General features: G+C 76.0%; 15 protein-coding genes. 10 read left to right on the top strand and 5 right to left on the bottom strand.

Translation table 11 applies throughout. The features are described 5' to 3' along the window. Positions 1–29 precede the first annotated feature (29 nt). The gene (locus FN207_RS21415; protein WP_142460482.1) at positions 30–1,460 is read left to right on the top strand and encodes a GuaB1 family IMP dehydrogenase-related protein; all 1,431 of its coding nucleotides are present in this window, start codon (positions 30–32) and stop codon (positions 1,458–1,460) included. After that, a complete protein-coding gene (locus tag FN207_RS21410; protein WP_110004666.1) occupies positions 1,457–1,804 on the top strand; it encodes a metallopeptidase family protein in 348 nt (115 codons plus the stop codon). The genes FN207_RS21415 and FN207_RS21410 overlap by 4 nt, the downstream gene beginning before the upstream one ends. A 67-nt stretch (positions 1,805–1,871) precedes the next feature. Here the strand turns inward: FN207_RS21410 and FN207_RS21405 are convergent, their stop codons facing one another. Continuing rightward, positions 1,872–3,569, bottom strand: a complete 1,698-nt coding sequence (locus tag FN207_RS21405; protein ID WP_142460481.1) for an LPXTG cell wall anchor domain-containing protein — start codon at positions 3,567–3,569, stop codon at positions 1,872–1,874. Between the two features lie 254 nt (positions 3,570–3,823). On the opposite strand from FN207_RS21405, the gene FN207_RS21400 reads away from it, so the two are divergent. Both FN207_RS21400 and FN207_RS21395 read left to right on the top strand, forming a co-directional pair. Continuing rightward, complete coding sequence (locus FN207_RS21400) at positions 3,824–4,159, top strand: GroES family chaperonin (RefSeq protein WP_246066241.1); 336 nt, start codon at positions 3,824–3,826, stop codon at positions 4,157–4,159. A gap of 72 nt (positions 4,160–4,231) precedes the next feature. Continuing rightward, the gene (locus FN207_RS21395) at positions 4,232–4,711 is read left to right on the top strand and encodes a DUF6624 domain-containing protein (RefSeq protein ID WP_221888341.1); all 480 of its coding nucleotides are present in this window, start codon (positions 4,232–4,234) and stop codon (positions 4,709–4,711) included. A 61-nt stretch (positions 4,712–4,772) separates the two neighbouring features. Here the strand turns inward: FN207_RS21395 and FN207_RS21390 are convergent, their stop codons facing one another. Continuing rightward, positions 4,773–5,225, bottom strand: coding sequence for a MarR family winged helix-turn-helix transcriptional regulator (locus FN207_RS21390; protein WP_246066239.1), 453 nt, complete (start codon positions 5,223–5,225; stop codon positions 4,773–4,775). Between the two features lie 58 nt (positions 5,226–5,283). On the opposite strand from FN207_RS21390, the gene FN207_RS21385 reads away from it, so the two are divergent. Further along, positions 5,284–7,395 (top strand): MMPL family transporter, encoded by a 2,112-nt coding sequence (locus FN207_RS21385; protein WP_142460479.1) that lies wholly within the window; start codon positions 5,284–5,286, stop codon positions 7,393–7,395. 49 nt (positions 7,396–7,444) lie between these two features. Here the strand turns inward: FN207_RS21385 and pheA are convergent, their stop codons facing one another. Further along, complete coding sequence (gene pheA, locus FN207_RS21380; RefSeq protein WP_142460478.1) at positions 7,445–8,380, bottom strand: prephenate dehydratase; 936 nt, start codon at positions 8,378–8,380, stop codon at positions 7,445–7,447. A gap of 106 nt (positions 8,381–8,486) precedes the next feature. Here pheA and FN207_RS21375 point away from each other — a divergent pair, with 106 nt between their 5' ends. Further along, positions 8,487–10,157 (top strand): GGDEF domain-containing protein, encoded by a 1,671-nt coding sequence (locus FN207_RS21375; RefSeq protein WP_142460477.1) that lies wholly within the window; start codon positions 8,487–8,489, stop codon positions 10,155–10,157. Between the two features lie 113 nt (positions 10,158–10,270). Continuing rightward, on the top strand, positions 10,271–12,898 hold the full coding sequence (locus FN207_RS27370) for a diguanylate cyclase domain-containing protein (protein ID WP_281282153.1): 2,628 nt from the start codon (positions 10,271–10,273) through the stop codon (positions 12,896–12,898). 32 nt (positions 12,899–12,930) lie between these two features. Here FN207_RS27370 and FN207_RS21365 read toward each other — a convergent pair whose 3' ends face one another. Then, positions 12,931–14,040 carry an MFS transporter gene (locus FN207_RS21365; protein ID WP_142460475.1) on the bottom strand — a complete coding sequence of 370 codons (1,110 nt, stop codon included), beginning with the start codon at positions 14,038–14,040 and terminating at the stop codon, positions 12,931–12,933. Positions 14,041–14,359: 319 nt separating this feature from the next. Here FN207_RS21365 and FN207_RS21360 point away from each other — a divergent pair, with 319 nt between their 5' ends. Both FN207_RS21360 and FN207_RS21355 read left to right on the top strand, forming a co-directional pair. Next, entirely contained in the window at positions 14,360–14,959 is a 600-nt protein-coding gene (locus tag FN207_RS21360; RefSeq protein ID WP_246066238.1) for a TMEM165/GDT1 family protein, read from the top strand. A gap of 61 nt (positions 14,960–15,020) precedes the next feature. After that, the gene (locus FN207_RS21355) at positions 15,021–16,460 is read left to right on the top strand and encodes a sensor domain-containing diguanylate cyclase (protein WP_142460473.1); all 1,440 of its coding nucleotides are present in this window, start codon (positions 15,021–15,023) and stop codon (positions 16,458–16,460) included. Here FN207_RS21355 and FN207_RS21350 read toward each other — a convergent pair. After that, positions 16,441–16,998 (bottom strand): TetR/AcrR family transcriptional regulator, encoded by a 558-nt coding sequence (locus tag FN207_RS21350; RefSeq protein ID WP_185938477.1) that lies wholly within the window; start codon positions 16,996–16,998, stop codon positions 16,441–16,443. The two genes, FN207_RS21355 and FN207_RS21350, sit on opposite strands and share 20 nt — an antisense overlap. Positions 16,999–17,064: 66 nt before the next feature. Here FN207_RS21350 and FN207_RS21345 point away from each other — a divergent pair, with 66 nt between their 5' ends. Beyond that, positions 17,065–17,454 carry a DUF4188 domain-containing protein gene (locus tag FN207_RS21345; protein ID WP_142460472.1) on the top strand — a complete coding sequence of 130 codons (390 nt, stop codon included), beginning with the start codon at positions 17,065–17,067 and terminating at the stop codon, positions 17,452–17,454. Positions 17,455–17,492 lie beyond the last annotated feature (38 nt).

Raw genomic sequence — 17,492 nt, 5'->3', positions numbered from 1 at the left:
GCGGCCGGCGGATGCGGGAGACTGGGGGCATGCGCTTCCTCGGCGGCAACCGCCCGGCCACCGACCTCACCTACGCCGACGTCTTCATGGTGCCGAACTCCAGCACCGTGGGCTCCCGGCTGGAGGTCGACCTGACGACGCCGGACCGGGTGGGCACCACCATCCCGGTCGTCGTCGCCAACATGACGGCGATCAGCGGCCGCCGGATGGCCGAGACCGTCGCCCGTCGCGGCGGCCTCGCGGTGCTGCCGCAGGACATCCCGGTCGACGTCGTCGGCGAGGTCGTGTCGTGGGTGCACTCGCGGCACCCGGTCTACGACACCGCGATCACCCTCTCGCCGCACTCGACCGTGGGCGAGGCGCTGTCGCTGATGACCAAGCGCGCGCACGGCATCGTCGTGGTCGTCGACGGCGAGGTGCCGGTGGGCGTCGTGACCGACGGCGCGTGCCAGGGCGTGGACCGCTTCAGCCAGCTCTCCCAGGTCATGGCCGCGCACCCGCTGACCATCCCGGCCGGCACCGAGCTGCCGAAGGTCTTCGACGTGCTGTCCGAGGAGCGGGTCAGCGCCGCGCCGGTGGTCGAGGGCGAGCGGCTGGTCGGCGTCGTCACCCGCAAGGGCGCGCTGCGCTCGACGGTCTACACGCCCGCCGTCAACGCCGAGGGCCAGCTGCTCACCGCGGCCGCCGTCGGCATCAACGGCGACGTCGCCGGCAAGGTCGGCGCGCTGCTGTCGGCCGGGGTCGACGTGCTCGTCGTCGACACCGCGCACGGCCACCAGGACAAGGCGGTCGAGGCGGTCCGCGCGGCGCGGTCGGTGGCCGGGCGGGTGCCGGTGGTGGCCGGCAACGTGGTCACCGCCGAGGGCACCCGCGACCTCATCGAGGCCGGCGCCGACGTCGTCAAGGTCGGCGTGGGCCCGGGCGCCATGTGCACCACCCGGATGATGACCGGCGTCGGCCGGCCGCAGTTCTCCGCCGTCGAGGAGTGCGCCGCCGAGGCGCGCCGGCTCGGGAAGCACGTGTGGGCCGACGGCGGCGTGCGCCACCCCCGCGACGTCGCCCTGGCGCTGGCCGCCGGCGCCGCGAACGTGATGGTCGGCTCGTGGTTCGCCGGCACCTACGAGAGCGCCGGGGACATCCACGAGGACGGCGGCCGGCTGTACAAGGAGTCCTTCGGGATGGCCTCGGCCCGCGCGGTCAAGGCGCGGACGGCGCAGCAGAGCGGCTTCGAGCGCGCCCGCGCCGGGCTGTTCGAGGAGGGCATCTCCTCCTCGCGGATGTACCTCGACCCGGCCCGCCCGGGCGTGGAGGACCTGGTCGACGGCATCGTCGCCGGGGTGCGCTCCTCGTGCACCTACGCCGGGGCCCGCACCATCGACGAGTTCCACGAGCGCGCGGTCGTGGGGGTGCAAAGCGCGGCCGGCTACGAGGAGGGCCGTCCGCAGCCCACCAGCTGGTGAGGCCGCTCCCGCGCGAGGTCTTCGAGTCGCTGGTCGCCGACGCCCTCGACGCGGTCCCGGCCGACCTCATGGCGCTGCTGGACAACGTCGTCGTACTGGTCGAGGACCGCAACGAGGACGAGCCGGAGCTCCTGGGCCTCTACGAGGGGTACGCGCTCACCGAGCGCGGCTGGCAGTACGGCGGCGCGCTGCCCGACCGGATCATGGTCTACCGCGAGGCCATCTGCGACATCTGCTCGACCGCCGAGGAGGTGGTCGAGGAGGTGACGGTGACCGTCGTGCACGAGATCGCCCACCACTTCGGCATCGACGACGAGCGGCTGCACGAGCTCGGCTGGGGCTGAGACGCCGACGGCCCCGGCGGTCCGCTCCGAGGAGGGGACCACCGGGGCCGCCGGTGGGGGTGTCAGGTCAGCCGCGCAGGGCCTTCCGGCGACGGCTCACGAGGACGAGCGCGCCCCCGCCGAGCAGCGCACCGGCGCCGAGCAGCGCCGGGACGAGCGGCTCGGCACCCGTGTAGGCGAGCTCGCCGTCGGACGACGACGCCGTGGTGACGGCGACGGCGCCGGCCTCGTCGACGGTGACGTCGAGGCGCAGGAAGTGCTGGCTGCCGTCAGGGGCCACACCGGAGGCCACCAGCGAGTGGTTGCCGGCCGGCAGGTCCGCCGGGACGGTGACCTCGACCTCGAAGCGACCCCGGGCGTCGGCGACGACGGTGGTCAGGACGCGGGGCTCGGAGTAGACGATCACCGAGACGCTGGAGAAGGGCATGAAGCCCTCGCCCTTGATCGTCAGCTTCTCGCCCACGGTGAGCTCCGTGTCGGCGCCCTGGTCGGTGGTGAGCCTCAGCGGGGTGCTCGGCACGGTCGTCGGGACGATCGGCGCGCTGGGCACCTGCGGCGTGCCACCGGGGTCCGTCACCGGGGTCACCGGGATGTCCACCGGCCCAGCGGTGTCCGAGCCGGTGTCCGAGCCGGTGTCCGAGCCGGTGTCGCTGCCGGTGTCCGAGCCGGTGTCCGAGCCGGTGTCCGAACCCGTGTCCGAACCCGTGTCGCTGCCGGTGTCCGAGCCGGTGTCCGAACCCGTGTCCGAACCCGTGTCAGAGCCGGTGTCCGAACCCGTGTCCGAACCCGTGTCGCTGCCGGTGTCCGAGCCGGTGTCCGAACCCGTGTCCGAACCCGTGTCGCTGCCGGTGTCCGAACCCGTGTCGCTGCCGGTGTCGCTGCCGGTGTCGCTGCCGGAGTCCGAACCCGTGTCGCTGCCGGTGTCGCTGCCGGTGTCCGAACCCGTGTCCGAGCCGGTGTCCGAACCCGTGTCGCTGCCCGTGTCGCTGCCGGTGTCGCTGCCGGTGTCCGAACCCGTGTCCGAGCCGGTGTCCGAACCCGTGTCGCTGCCCGTGTCCGAGCCGGTGTCGCTGCCGGTGTCCGAACCCGTGTCCGAGCCGGTGTCCGAACCCGTGTCGCTGCCCGTGTCCGAGCCGGTGTCGCTGCCCGTGTCGCTGCCCGTGTCCGAGCCGGTGTCGTTGCCGGTGTCGTTGCCGGTGTCGTTGCCGGTGTCGTTGCCGGTGTCGTTGCCGGTGTCGTTGCCGGTGTCGTTGCCGGTGTCGTTGCCGGTGTCCGGGTCCGTGCTGACGCACTCGACGTCGGAGACGGCGACGTCGACCGGCTCGCTGTCCTTGCTGTCCCGGACAGTCTGGAAGAAGGTCTCGCGGGCCTCGAGGACGATGCGGTAGGTCTCACCGGCGGTCAGCGGGATCCTGGCGGCGAGCCCCTCACCGGAGGGCACCACCTCCGTGAGCTCCTGCCACTTGTCGGGGTCGAGAACCCACTCCTCCGGCGAGCTGCCGGCCTCCGGAGCCGCCGAGATGTTCGCCCAGTACGAGAAGTTCCCTGCGGTCTCCTCATCGATGACGACCCCGGCGAACTCCACCGTCACCGTGGACCCACAGGACGAGCTGTCGATGATGGCCGGGCCTGCCCAGGTCTCGTCCTCCGCAGCGGCCGCGAGGCCGGGGAACAGCACCGAGCTGCCCAGCGCCATCGAGAGACCCGCGGCACCCGCCGCGAGCTGCCAGGCCACCGAGCGGCGGCCCTTCGTTCCTGTCTGCACTCGTCTGCCCTCTGTCCGCTGTCTACCGGCGCCACGGTGGCGCCGGATACGAGGGAAGTTGTATCGGACGGACTGGTGCGTTTCGATAGAGGAAACGATCAAGACCTGCCAAACCCGGATGCGCACTGTGAGAGTTCGCCGTCACAACACCACAGTGATCACAGCAGTCACCCCCGTCGCATTCGTCAGGGCTTGAGCGTCACGGCGAGGCGGAGGCGACCGGGCCGCACGAGCCGCCCGCGTACCGTGACCGCGTGCCATCCGACGTCGTCAAGGGCAGCGGGCTGCCGATCAAGATGCTGCACGACCGGATCCTCGTGTCCCTCCGCAGGGAGGACGGCGAGCGGCGCTCGACCGGCGGCATCCTCATCCCCGCGACCGCCCAGGTGGCCAAGCGGCTGGTCTGGGGCGAGGCGCGGGGCGTGGGCGCGAGCGTCCGGCAGGTGAAGGTCGGCGACCAGGTGCTGTTCTCCCCCGAGGACCAGCACGAGGTCGAAGTGCACGGCGAGGAGCTGGTCATCCTGCGCGAGCGCGACGTGCACGCCGTCGCCGCCGAACGGATCGAAGAGTCCACCGGCCTCTACCTGTAGCGCCGTGTGCACGCGGCGCGGTCCCCGGGCAGGCTGCGGCGCGATACGGGCACACACGGGGAGGACGGCGGGGTGGACGACGCGGCGCTGCGGGCGGAGCTCGAGGCGATGGTCGACGAGCAGCGCGCACTGATGGAGCGGACCGGCGGCGGCTCGGTGGAACCCGCCCCCGTCGAGGCCCGGCGTGAGCGGCGCGAGGTCTTCGTCCGGCACGCCGACCGGCTCGAGCAACTGCTGGCCGACGGCGGCTGGCCGACTCCCGCCCGCGTGGGCGAGGTCGCTGCCCGTGGCGCGTGGCTGGTCGCGCAGCACGCCGACACCCAGCTCTCCGTGCAGCGCCTGGCCCTGCGGCTGCTGGGCGAGGCCGTCGGGCGCGGCGAGGCGCCGGCGCAGCAGCTGGCGATGCTCGAGGACCGGGTCGCCGTCACCGAGGGGCGCCACCAGACGTACGGCACCCAGGTGGCCGACCCCGACCGCCTCGACGAGCGGCGGGCGACCGTCGGCCTCGAGCCCCTCGCCACCCACCTCGCCCGCTACCTCCCGGAGGCATAGGAGGCGATGCGCACGTCCCGGGTGCCGGGACGTGGGTAGAGCTCCCAATACCCAGCCCGCGTCAGGTGTGGGCGACGACGACCTCGGTCATCGCGGTCAGCCACCGGCGGACGACGTGGAGGTCGGCGTCGGAGAACCCGTCCATCGCCGCCACGAGCTCGCGCTGCAGCCCGCCGAAGAAGGCCGCACCCGCCGCCATCGACGCCTCCGACATCTGCAGCACCACGCGCCGGCGGTCGGCGGGGTCGCGGACGCGGTGCACGTGCCCGGCGCGCTCCAGCCGGTCGACCAGCGCCGTCACCGACGCCGAGCTCAGCCCCACGGCCGCACCCAGCCCTCCGGCGGTGAGCGGCTCCCCGCGCCGGGTGGCGTCCAGGATCGCGATGACCGCCCGCACATCGGTGCGGCCGAGCCCGTGCGGCTTGGCGAAGCGCTCGCCCACCGCGTCGAGCTCCACGGTGAGCCGGCGCAGCAGCAGCGCGAGCTCGGCCCGCTCCCCGTCGTTGCGCGCCACCCGCCCACCCCCTAACCTCTCGTTCATCGAGACATTCGGCCGTCGAGAGGATCACACTATGGCGCGCCGGGCCCGCTGGCTGCTCCCCCTGCTCGTCCTGCTGCTGTGGGTGGGTGCCGCAGGCCCGCTCGGTGCGCTCAGCGGGAAGCTGACCGGCCTGCAGGAGAACGACAACGCCGCGTTCCTCCCCGACAGCGCGGAGTCCACCCGGGTGGCCGAGCTGCAGCGGGACTTCTCCCCCACCGAGGCGATCCCCGCGATCCTGCTGTGGGAGGCCGACGAGCCCCTCGACGAGGCCACGCTCGGCGAGATCGGGCAGCGCCTGGAGGAGGCGACAGCGGTCGCCGAGGACGCCGGGTTCCTCGCCGGGCAGGCCTCCCCGCCCATCCCCTCGGAGGACGGCCTGGCGGTCGAGGCCGTCCTCCCGCTGGCCCCGGAGATCGGCGACGAGCTCGTGCCGGTGGTCGAGGAGATCCGGGAGGTCATCGCCGTCGACAGGACCTCGTCGTTCGTGACCGGTCCGGGCGGCATCTTCGCCGACTTCGCCAACGGCTTCGAGGGCATCGACGGCCTGCTCCTGCTGGCCGCCTTCGGCGTCGTCCTGCTGATCCTGCTGGTCGTCTACCGCAGCCCGATCCTGCCGTTCCTGGTGATCGCCACCGCCGGCCTGGCGCTCACCGCCGGCACCGCGGTCGCCTACCTGCTGGCCGACGCCGGGCTGATCACCGTCAACGGTCAGAGCCAGGGCATCGCGTCGATCCTCGTGGTGGGCGCGGCCACCGACTACGGCCTGCTGCTGGTCTCCCGCTTCCGCGAGGAACTGCGCACGGAGCCGTCGCGCTACGCCGCGATGCGCACCGCGCTGCGCCGCTCGTGGGAGCCCATCGTCGCCTCCGGCGCGACCGTGGTCCTCGGCGTGCTGTGCCTCCTGTTCTCCGACCTGGCCTCCAACCGCGGCCTCGGGCCGATCTCGGCGGTCAGCGTCACCCTCGCCGTCGTCGCCGCACTGACGTTCCTGCCCGCCGCACTGGTCCTGCTCGGCCGCGCCGCGTTCTGGCCGTTCCGCCCGCAGGTCGGCGACGAGGTGCGCGAGGGCCGCGGCTGGGCCGGGGTGGCCGCGCTGGTCGGCCGCCGGCCGCGCCGCGTCCTGGCGATCAGCACCCTGGCGCTGGTCGTGGCGGCCGTGTTCGCGCCGAGCTACGACGCCGACGGCATCACGTTCACCGACGCCATCCGCGGCGAGTCGAACGCGGTGGACGGCCAGGAGGCGCTGGGCCGCCACTTCGACGCCGGCGCCGGTGCCCCGACCGTCGTCGTCACCCCGGAGGCCACCTGGCCCGAGGTCGCCGAGACCGCGGCGGCCACCGACGGCATCGCCTCGGTGGTGCCGTTCACCGGTGCCGAGGGCCCGCCGCAGCCCGGCGCGGACCCGCTCGTCGTCGACGGCCTGGTCCGCCTCGACGTCACGCTCGCCGTGGCCCCCGACAGCACCGAGGCCATCGACGTCGTCCAGGACCTGCGGACCCGGCTCGACGACGCCGACCCGGAGGCGCTGGTGGGCGGCGACACCGCGAGCAACCTCGACGCCCGCGAGACCGCCGCCCGCGACCTGCGGGTGATCGTGCCGAGCGTGCTGGTGGTCATCACCGTCGTCCTGGCGCTGCTGCTGCGGGCGCTGGTGGCCCCGCTGCTGCTGGTGGCCACGGTGGTGCTCAGCGTCGGCGCGACGGTCGGGGTGGCCGCGCTGCTGTTCGAGAACGTGTTCGGCTTCCCCGGCAGCGACCCCGGCATCCTGCTCATCGGGTTCGTGTTCCTCGTCGCCCTGGGGATCGACTACAACATCTTCCTCATGACCCGGGCCCGCGAGGAGTCCGAGCGGCACGGCACCCGCGACGGCGTCCTGCGGGCGCTCGCGGTCACCGGCGGGGTCATCACCAGCGCCGGGCTCGTGCTCGCCGCGACCTTCGGGGCCCTGTCGGTGCTGCCGCTGCTGTTCCTCACCCAGCTGGCGTTCCTGGTCGGCTTCGGCGTCCTGCTCGACACCTTCGTCGTCCGGTCGCTGGTCGTGCCGTCGGCGGTGGCGCTGCTCGGCGACCGCACCTGGTGGCCGAGCCGGCTGTCCCGCCGCCGTCCGCAGGCCGAGCCCGAGCGCGAGCTCGAGCCCGCCTGAGCGGGCACGTCCGCGGAGGTGCACCGTGCACATCCGCGGACGTACACGCTCAGACCTGACCGGAGCGCAGCCGGGCCAGCCACTCCTGGGCATCGGTGAAGGCGGCGTCGGCGGCCTCGTCGGGCACCGGCCGGCTGGCGCGGCCGTCGGCGCGCGGATAGGAGCCGAGGAAGCGCACGTCCTCGCACACCCGGTGCAGCGCGGCCAGCGCCTCGCCCACCCGCGCCTCGGCCACGTGCCCCTCGCAGTCCAGCGAGAAGGAGTAGACCCACAGCCGGTCGCGGGTGGGCCGGGACTCGATGCGGGTCAGGCTGATCCCGCGGACGGCGAACTCGCGCAGGACGTCGAGCAGCGCGCCGGTGCGGTCGGTGACGACGGCGACCAGGGAGGTCTTGTCGTCGCCGGTCGGGGCGGGCAGCTCCCCGGGGCGGGACACCAGGACGAAGCGGGTGACGGCGCCCGGGTGGTCGGCGACGTCCTCGGCCAGCGGGACCAGGCCGTAGCGCTCGGCGGCGATCGGGGCGCACACGGCGGCGTCGTGCTCGCCGTCGGCCACCGACCGCGCCGCGGCCGCCGTCGAGGAGGCGGGCAGCGTGGGGACGCCGGGCAGCCGCTCGGCCACCGTGCGGGCCGTCTGCGCCAGCGCGTGCGGGTGGCTCACCACGTCGCGGACGTCCTCGGGCCGCGTGCCGGGGCGGACGGCGAGGACGAAGGACACCGGCAGGAAGACCTCGCGGGTGATGACCAGCGGATCGCCGTCGGCCAGGCCGTCCATCGTGGCCGGGACCGAGCCCTCCACCGAGTTCTCCAGGGGCACCAGGGCGGCGTCGACCTCGCCGGCGCGGACCGCCGCCAGCGCGGCCGGGACGCTGGCCGCCGGCTGCCGCACCCCGTCGGCAGGAGCGACGGCGCTGCTGAGCGCGGCCTCGGCGAAGGTACCCTCGGGCCCGAGATAGGCGAACCGCGTCGGAGGCGTCTGGGGCACCCGACGAGGGTAGTGCGGTCGGACAGGGGTGCGATCCCCGTCCGGGGGGAGCTGCCTCGCCGCCGGCCCGTGCGGCCGGACGCCCGGCGTCGAGGAGGAGGGATGCGTGACCCCCGGCCCCTCTCCCGTCACTGACGGTGATCTCGACGCTGCTCTGTGGTGCCTGCTGGCCGCGAGCGGCCGGGACGACGCCGCCGCCTTCCGCGCCGGCCTCGACGACGTCGAGGCCCGTCTCGATGCCGCCGGCGACCCCTGCTGGGCGGCCTGGCGGCACACGCTGGCCGCCCGGCGCGGCCTCCTCGACGGCGACCGGGACGCCACCGTGGCAGGGGTGGCCGCCGCGCGCGAGGACCTCGGCGGCTGCCCGCCGACGGCCTCGACGGCGCTGGTCCTGGCCTACCTCGCCCACGTCGAGGCGACCGCCGACCACCCCGACTCCGCGATGCTGCTCGCCGTCGACGCGAGCCTGCTCACCGAGCAGCTCGACCCGCCCGCGCCGGCCGCCGGCGAGCCGTCCCGCGCGCTCGCCCAGGCGCACCTGTGGCTGTCGCTGACCCTCACCGCCCTCGATCTCGAGGAGCTCGCCGTCGCCTCGGCCGAGCGCGGGCACCGGGTGGCCGCCGCGCTGCCCGACCCGGCCGACCAGTGGCTGCTGCTGCGGCTGTGCGCCCAGCAGCACGTGGAGCTGGCGCAGACCCTGCGCCGCCGGGGCCAGGCGGACCGGGCGCACGAGCTGGCCGGGACCGCGCTGGCCCGCGCCGGCGACGCCCGCGCGCTCGACGTCGAGCCCGACCCCGACGACCTCGACCTGCTCGACGTCGTCCAGGCGTGGGCGCTGGCCTGCCACGACGACCTCGACGACGCGCTGGGCCCGCTGCGCAGCGTGCAGCGGCGGGTGCACCGCAGCGGCAGCACCTGGCTGTGCGGCTACGCCGACCTGGCCCTGTCCCGGCTGCTCACCCGCCTGTCCCAGGCGCAGACCGGCGGCGGCCACGCCGAGGAGGCCGCCGACCTGCTCGTCGACGCCGCCGGGGCCTTCGCCGCCACCGCCGACCGGCGCCGCTACCGGCAGTGCCTGCTCGAGCTCGGCCAGGCCACCGCCGCCATGGGCCGGCCGGCCGAGGCGCTGCACTGGCTGGACGCCTACCGCGCCGAGACCGGCCGCGCGCACGCCCGCAGCCGGGAGCTGTGGGCGGAGATGTTCGTCCGCCGCAGCCGCCTGCGGGAGGTCGAGCGGCAGGCCGCCGTGCTGCGCCGGCACGCGCTGGAGGACCCGCTCACCGGGCTGGGGAACCGGCGCAGCGCCGAGCGCCGGCTGGCCGGGCTGCGGCTGGGGACCGAGCCGCTGTCGCTGGCCGTCGTCGACGTCGACCGGTTCAAGGAGGTCAACGACGACACCTCGCACTCCCACGGCGACGAGGTGCTGCGCCGGGTGGCCACGCTGCTGCGCGAGCACAGCCGGGTCGGCGACGAGGTGTACCGCTGGGCCGGTGACGAGTTCCTCGTCGTCCTCCCGACGGCCACCCCGGCCCAGGCGCTGGCCGCCGCCGAGCGGCTGCGCGAGGCGGTCGCTGACGCCGACTGGGGCGACCTGGCGCTGAGCGAGCCGATCACCGTCAGCATCGGGGTGGCCACCGCCCCGGCCTCCGACGACGACGCCGCGCCGGGAGGCTGGCGCTCGCTGTTCGACACCGCCGACCTGCACCTGTTCTCCGCCAAGCGGGGCGGGCGCAACCGGGTGCGCGCGCCCGGCCTCGTCGACGGGTCCTCCTCGTGAGCGCCGGCCGCGGCTGGGACGCCAGTGACGCGACGGACGACGGGACCGGCGCCACACGGCGTGCCCGCGTCCGGGTGCTCGCATCCCCGGCCGACGGCGTGCACAGTGCGCTGGTGCCACCGGGAGCCCTGCACCACCGGGTGACCGCCGCCCTCGCCAACTGGCAGCTCGACGACGCCGAGCGGCTGCTGTCGGTCGTCGACCCGTCCTCGCCGTACGAGGCCGGGCCCGCCGAGGCCGGCGCCGCCTCCGCGGAGACCGCGCGCGACCCCGAGCCCTCCCTGGGCCGCGCCTGGGCCGACACCCTGCGCGCCGAGCTGCTGGTCCGCCGGCTGCGCGTCGCCGGGTTCACCCTCGTCGGCGAGCCGCTGGACGCGCCCGAGGCGACCGAGTCCCTCGACCTGCACGCCGGCGTCGCCGACCTCCTCGACGGCGGCGACGGCGCCCGCGACGACGGCGACCCGCGCTCGGAGTCCGCCTCCCACGCCGCGCTCGCCATCGCCCTGGTGCGCTCGGCCAAGGCCGCCTTCGACGCCGCCGACGACGACCTGCAGCGCGCCGCCGGCCTGGCCCGGCACGCCCGCATCGAGCTGCTCTCGCGCCGGATCGACGCGGCGATGGACGAGGCGGTCGAGGCGGCCAGCCTGCTCGACCCCGCCCTGCCGCCGGACGCGCTGCTCGTGGACACCCTGGGCACGCTGGCCGGCGTCCTCGCCGACCTCGAGCTCATGCCGCTGGCGCTGGACTACCAGCGCCGCGCCCTGGAGGCGGCCACCGCGGCCGCGGAGCAGGGCACGCTCGGCCCCGACGACGGCGACCCCGACGTGCTCGTCGCCGGCGCCGCCACCTGCCTCGGCGCGCTGTGCGCGGAGCTGGGCGAGGCCCTCCTCGACGACGGCGAGCCCGAGGCCGCCGTCCCGCACTTCGCCGAGAGCCGCCGGCTGGCCGAGCAGGCCCTGGCGCAGCTGCCGCCCGATGCCGACGGCATCGTCGCCGCGCAGGTGGTCCACGGCGCGGCGCTGGTCGGGCTGGGCGAGCACGCCGCCGCCACCGGCCCGCTGCGCGCCGCCGTCCGCATCGCCAGCGCCACCGGCGACCGCGCACTGCTGGCCTCGGCGCTGCTCGCGCTCGGCCGGGCGCTGCGCCGCCAGGGCGACGGACGCGGCGCCGACGAGCAGCTGGCCAAGGCGCTGTCGCTGGCCACCGAGCACGGCCTGCCCCGGCTGCGCCGGTCCGCGCTGCGCGAGCTGTGCACGCTGCACGCCGAGCTCGACGACGCCGGCCGCGCCCTGCCCTACCTGCAGGCCTATCTCGCCGACGAGCTGGACCGGGTCGACGAGCGGCGCACCCGCTGGGTGGAGCTGTTCGGCCGGCGCAAGAGCCTGCTGGAGAACGAGCGCGCCGCCGGGCAGCTGCGCCGCCAGGCCTACGAGGACCCGCTCACCCACCTGCCCAACCGCCGCTACGCCGAGGCCCGGCTCGACGGCCTGCTCAGCGCGGGCACCACGCCGGCGCTGGCCGTCGTCGACGTCGACCGGTTCAAGTCGATCAACGACGCCGTCGGGCACCCCGGCGGGGACGCGGTCCTGCGCGCCGTCGCCGACCTGCTGCTGGCCGGGTGCCGCGACACCGACGAGGTGTGCCGGTGGGCGGGCGACGAGTTCGTCGTCCTGCTGCCCGACACCACCGCCGAGCAGGCGGAGCGGGCGCTGGAGCGGATCCGCCGCGCCGTCGCCGCCCACGACTGGGCGGCGCTCGGGGTGACCGTGCCGGTGACGATCAGCGTCGGCATCGCCTCGGCCACCCGCGGCGACGACCGGCGGACGCTGTTCGCCGCCGCCGACGGCGTCCTCTACGACGCCAAGCGCAGCGGCCGCGACCGCGTCGTCCGGCTCTCGGCGGTCACCCAGACCCGCGCGCCCGACGCCCCGGCGGACCCGCCGCCGACCGCGCCCGCCCGGCCGGCCACCGTCCGGGTCGGACCCGTGCGGTCCTCGGCGCTGGACCCCGTGGGCGGCTTCGCCCCGCTGCTGGCCGACCCGCCGCTGTCGCTGGGCAGCCCGGGGCAGCCCGCGCTGGCGCCCGCCCCCGACCCGGCCCCGCCGGCCGCCCCGGCCCGGCCCGTGCCGGCCGAGCCCGACGTCGTCTGGGGCGTGGGCCGCACCACCGAGCAGGTGCTCGCGCTGGTCCGTGAGACGCGCGCCGCACACCCGGACCGGCCCGCGCTGGTGGTGCGGGCCAGCGCCGACACACTCGTCGCGCTGGCCGCCGCCTACGACGGGTCGACCACGGTCGACGCCGCGGCGATGTCGGCCGCCGTCGGCCCCGTCCCCGAGCCGCGCGGGCGGGTGGGCGTCCTGTGCGCCGGCACCGCCGACGCGTCGGTGGCCGCCGAGGCCGCGTTCGTCGCGCGGGTGACCGGCACCGAGGTCGTGCGGGTCGACGACGTCGGCGGCCGGCTGCGCCCGCTGCTCACCGACCGCACGCTGCTCGACGACGTCGACTGCCTCGTCGTGGTCGCGGGCCTCGACGCCACGCTGGCGGCGACGGTGGGCGCGATGACCGACGTCCCGATCGTCGCGGTGCCGACCTCGACCGGGCAGCCGGGCTCCTTCGGCGGCTTCGGGGCGCTGCTGACGATGCTCAACTCGGCGTCGCCGGGCGTGGTCGTGAGCAACATCGACAACGGCCATGCCGCCGGCGTCTTCGCCGCCCGCATCGCCAGGCGGACGGCGAGGTAGGCCTCAGCGGCAGAAATGGCCATTTCTGCCGCTCAGGGGGCACGGACGCGGGCGCGCAGGCCGAGGGCGACGACGGGGACGACGGCGAGGAAGAGCACCGCGACGGCGGGCGCCGCGCCCAGCGCCCACGCGCCGAAGACCAGCAGCGAGCTCAGCTCGATGCCCAGGCCCGCGACCGACGTCACCGTGGCCCGCGCCGCGCCCGGCACCTGCTCCTGCAGCCGCGCCTCCCCCACCACCAGCACGGCGAGGTACAGGCCGTAGGACAGCGCGACGGCGGCCAGCGCCACGGCGGTCCCGGTCAGCGCCCCGACCGCGAGCAGGACCGCCGACAGCGCGAGCAGCACGGGCAGCGCCCGGGACGGCAGCTGCGCCAGCCGGCCGGCCAGCGCGGCGCCGGCGGCCCCCGCCAGCGCGATCACGAGGACGGCGGTGGGCACGAGCTCCGTCGGCACACCGCGGTCGCGCGCCATGAGCGGGAAGTACTCCTCCAGCGCGTCGAGCCCGCCGAGCAGCGCGACGGCGACGACCGCCATCCGCAGCGACGGCCGGCGCAGCGCCTCCGCCACGGCCGACCGGAGACCACCCCCACCCTCGCCGTCGTCGTCCCCGGTCGGCGCGGTCTCCGGGAAGCGGGTGGCCAGCGCCGCGGCCGCCAGGCACACCCCCACGCTCGCCCACCCGACCAGCGCGTAGCCGCCGGCCTCGACCAGCACCCCGGCCAGCAGAGCGGTGGGCACCTGCACGAGCAGCTCGGTCGCCGTCGTCGCGCCCTGGACCCGCACGAACGCGTCCTCCGCGTTCACCGCGGCGAGCCCCTCGTAGACCAGCGCCTCGCCGGCGCCGGACACCAGGGCGCCCCCGACGCCCCAGACGACGAACCCGGCGGCGAAGCCGGGCAGGCCCGGCGCGACCGTCCACAGCACGAACCCGGCGGCCTCGAGCACCCCGGCCAGCACCAGCGCGCCCCGGCGCGACCAGCGGTCGGCCAGCACACCGGTGGGCACCTCGGCGAGCAGGCCGGTCACCGACCACAGGGCGAACAGGCCCGACACCTGGGCGGCGGACAGGCCGGTGTCGAGGAACAGCAGCGCGTAGAGCGGGTAGACGGGGGCCAGCCCGGACAGCGCGGTCCAGGCCACGGCCAGGCGGGCCAGTGGCCGCGCGGCCGGCGGCAGGGGGATCCGGTCAGGGCGTCAACGGAATGGCACGGCGCGACGGTAACGGGGCACACACCGGCGCGCACCGGGATTCCCGGCCCCGGTCGTCTAGGGTTGGCGCCCGAGAAGGGGAGTAGCCCCCCGTCCGCTGGTCGACATGCTGGCGGCTCCCGCGGGAGCCGCCCGGTCAGCGGGCCCGCGCCCCGCGCGGGTGGGCGAGACCTTCGGCCGGAGCAGTCGTCGCGCTGCCGGTCGGAGGCACGCGCCCCCGCCCGGCAGTGCCGAGCGGAAGAGAGCACCCGTGATCGTCCTGTCCGTCGTCGTGACGGCGTTCGTCCTCGTCCTGCCGGTGGAGCTGCCGGACAAGACGCTGTTCGCCAGCCTCATCCTGGCTACCCGGTTCCCGCCGCTGCCGGTGTTCGTCGGCGTCGGCACCGCCTTCGGCCTGCAGGTCGCCATCGCCGTCACCGCCGGCAGCCTGCTGTCCCTGCTGCCGACGGCGCTGGTCAGCGGCGTCGTCGCGGTGCTCTTCCTCGTGGGCGCGGTATTGCTGTGGCGCAGCGCGTCCGAGGGGCCCGAGGACGGCGGGGAGGCCGCCGACGCGCGGGAGCGGACGTCGTTCCTGCGCGCAGCCGCCGTCTCCTTCGGCGTGCTGTTCGCGGCCGAGTGGGGCGACCTCTCCCAGCTGGCCACCGCGGGCCTGGCCGCGCGCTTCGACGAGCCGCTGTCGGTGTTCATCGGCGCCTGGGCGGCGCTGCTCACGGTGTCGGGCCTGGCGGTGTTCCTCGGCAAGACGCTGGCCGACCGGCTGCCGGTGGCGCTGATCCGCCGGGTGGCCGCGGTGCTGTTCGTCGTCTTCGCCGTGTTCGCCGTCGTGGAGACCGTCCGCGCCCTCACCTGATCGGGGGAACGCGCCCCCCGCCGCCCTGCAGCCGGGGCACGCACCACCCGTTGCCTGTGCCATGACCGTTCCCCCGGCCACTGTCGAACCCACGGCAGCGCTGGCCGACCTCGACCTCGAGGACCTCGCCCGGGACGCCGAGCTCGCCGCCGTCGTGCGCGTGGCCGCGGCCGTGGCCGGGGTGCCGTGCGCGACCGTGAACGTCCTCGACGCGTGCGAGCAGCACCAGGTCGTGCCGCACGGCTTCCTCGGCTGCTCCTCGCCGCGCGAGGAGTCGCTGTGCGCGGTGATGAACGCCGGCGGCCCGCGCACCCGGGTCCACGACGACCTCGCGGCCGAGCCGCGCTACGCCGGCAACCCCTGGGTGGACGGCCGCCGCGCCACGGTCCGGGCCTACGCGAGCGCGCCGCTCGTCGTCGACGGGGAGACGGTGGGCACGCTGTGCGTCTTCGACACCGCACCGCACGCCTTCGCCCCCGACACCGGGAAGCGTCTCGACGACCTCGCGGCGGTCGTCGTCGCCCTCTTCCAGCGGCGCCGCCAGGCCCGCCAGCTCGCCGACCTCGCCGCCGCCAGCGCGGCCGCCCGGGACCAGGCACAGGCCGCGGCCGGGCACGCCGCCCGCTCGGAGGCCTTCACCCGGGCGCTGCTCGAGTCGCTGCCCGTCGGCGTGGTGGCCGCCGACGCCGACGGCCGACTCACGCTGTTGAACCGACTGGGCCGCGAGTGGCACGGCCTGCCCGAGCGCTACGCCGAGCGGGTCGAGGGGGCGCGGCTGACCGAGGACGTCGTCGACGCCTTCGGCCTGTGCACCCCCGACGGCCGCCGGCTGCGGCCGGAGGAGGTCCCGCTGGCGCGGGTGTACGCCGAGGGCCGGGTCCGCGACGCCGAGATGGCCATCGACCGGCCCGGGCACCCCCTGCGCGTGCTGCGGGGCTCGGGCACCCCGGTGCTCGACGCCGAGGGCCGGCTCACCGGCGCCGTCGTCGCGATGATGGACGTGACCGCGCAGCGGGAGCTCGAGGCCCGGCTGCGCGAGGCCGCCCTGCACGACGCCCTCACCGGCCTGCCCAACCGGGCGCTGCTGCTCGACCGGGTCGGTCAGGCGCTGCAGGTCCAGGCCCGTGAGGGCCTACCCGCCGCGCTGCTGTACTGCGACCTCGACGGCTTCAAGACCATCAACGACACGCTCGGCCACGCCACCGGCGACGCCGCCCTGCTGCGGATGGCCGCGGCGCTGCGCGCGGTGGTGCGCCCCGGGGACACCGTGGCCCGCATCGGCGGCGACGAGTTCGTCGTCCTGTGCCCGGGCACCGCCACCGAGGACGCCGCCCGGCGCCTGGTCGACCGCATCACCGCGACGCTGGCGACGCCGACCGACGGCGGGCCGCCGCTGCGCTCGAGCACCGGTGTGGCCCTCTCCCGGCGCGGCGACGACGCCGACAGCCTGCTGTCCCGCGCCGACGCGGCGATGTACGCGGTCAAGCGCTCCCGTCGCTGACCAGCGCCAGCCGGCAGGCCAGGGCGGCGACCTGCGCGTCGAGGTCGGGCCCGGGGCGGTCCACCCAGCCGGCCCAGAGCGTGACCAGGCCGTGCAGGGCCGTCCACACCAGCGTCGCGTCGGCCCGGGGGTCACGGCTGCCCGACCGGCCGGCGCGCACGCAGGCGTCGACGGCGTCGACGAGGGTGTCGAACGCGACCTCGCCGGCGGGCACCTGCCGCGAGCCGAACATCGCGCGGTAGCGGCCCGGCGCCGACAGACCGCACCGCACGTAGGCGCGGCAGCCGGCCAGCAGCCGCTCGACCGGGTCGGCGACGCCGTCGGTGGCCGCGCGGACGGTGGCCACGAGGTCGGTGAAGCCCTGCGCGACCACGGCGTCGAGCAGGTCCCCGAGGTCGGCGAAGTGCCCGTAGACGGCCGGCGCGCTGACGCCGGCCTCCCGCGCGACGCCGCGCAGGGACACGGCGTCGACCGATCCGGTCCGCTCCACGAGCGCGCCGGCGGCGGTGAGCAGGTCGCTGCGGAGGTCCCGGGCCACGGATTCCACTTTACAGGCGTAAAGCAGCGGGCGTACGGTCGCTTTACACCTGTAAAGGAGGCCGCCGTGCCCGTGATCCCCGACCTGCCCTGGACCGCCCGCCGCGCCTTCGACGGCCCGGGCGTCGTCCTGTTCACCGAGCTGCGGCTGCGCCGGCTGCGCGACGTGCCGCTGTTCATGGCGACCTCGCTGCGGATACTGCGGCAGGTGTCGCGCTCCCCCGGCGCGCGCTCGGCACTGCTGCGCGCGGAGCCGCTCGCCCGGTCCTTCGCCACCGTCTCGTGGTGGGACGACGCGACGGCGATGCGGGCCTTCGCGCGCACCGACCCGCACCGGACGGCGATGCGACGGTGGGCGCCGCGGCTGTCCTCCTTCGGCAACCGGGCACTGCCGTCGACCGGCAGCATGCCGACCGTGGACGAGGCCCTCGCGGCGGCCGCTGCGCCGGCGGCGTGACGGGCGCGGTCGTACCGCCGCGGAGTGGCACCATGGCC

This window comes from Geodermatophilus aquaeductus (genome assembly GCF_900182545.1).
GTDB classification, from domain to species: domain Bacteria; phylum Actinomycetota; class Actinomycetes; order Mycobacteriales; family Geodermatophilaceae; genus Geodermatophilus; species Geodermatophilus aquaeductus.
The sequence above is the reverse complement of the archived record's forward strand: the minus strand, read 5'-3'. Positions and strand labels throughout refer to the sequence as shown.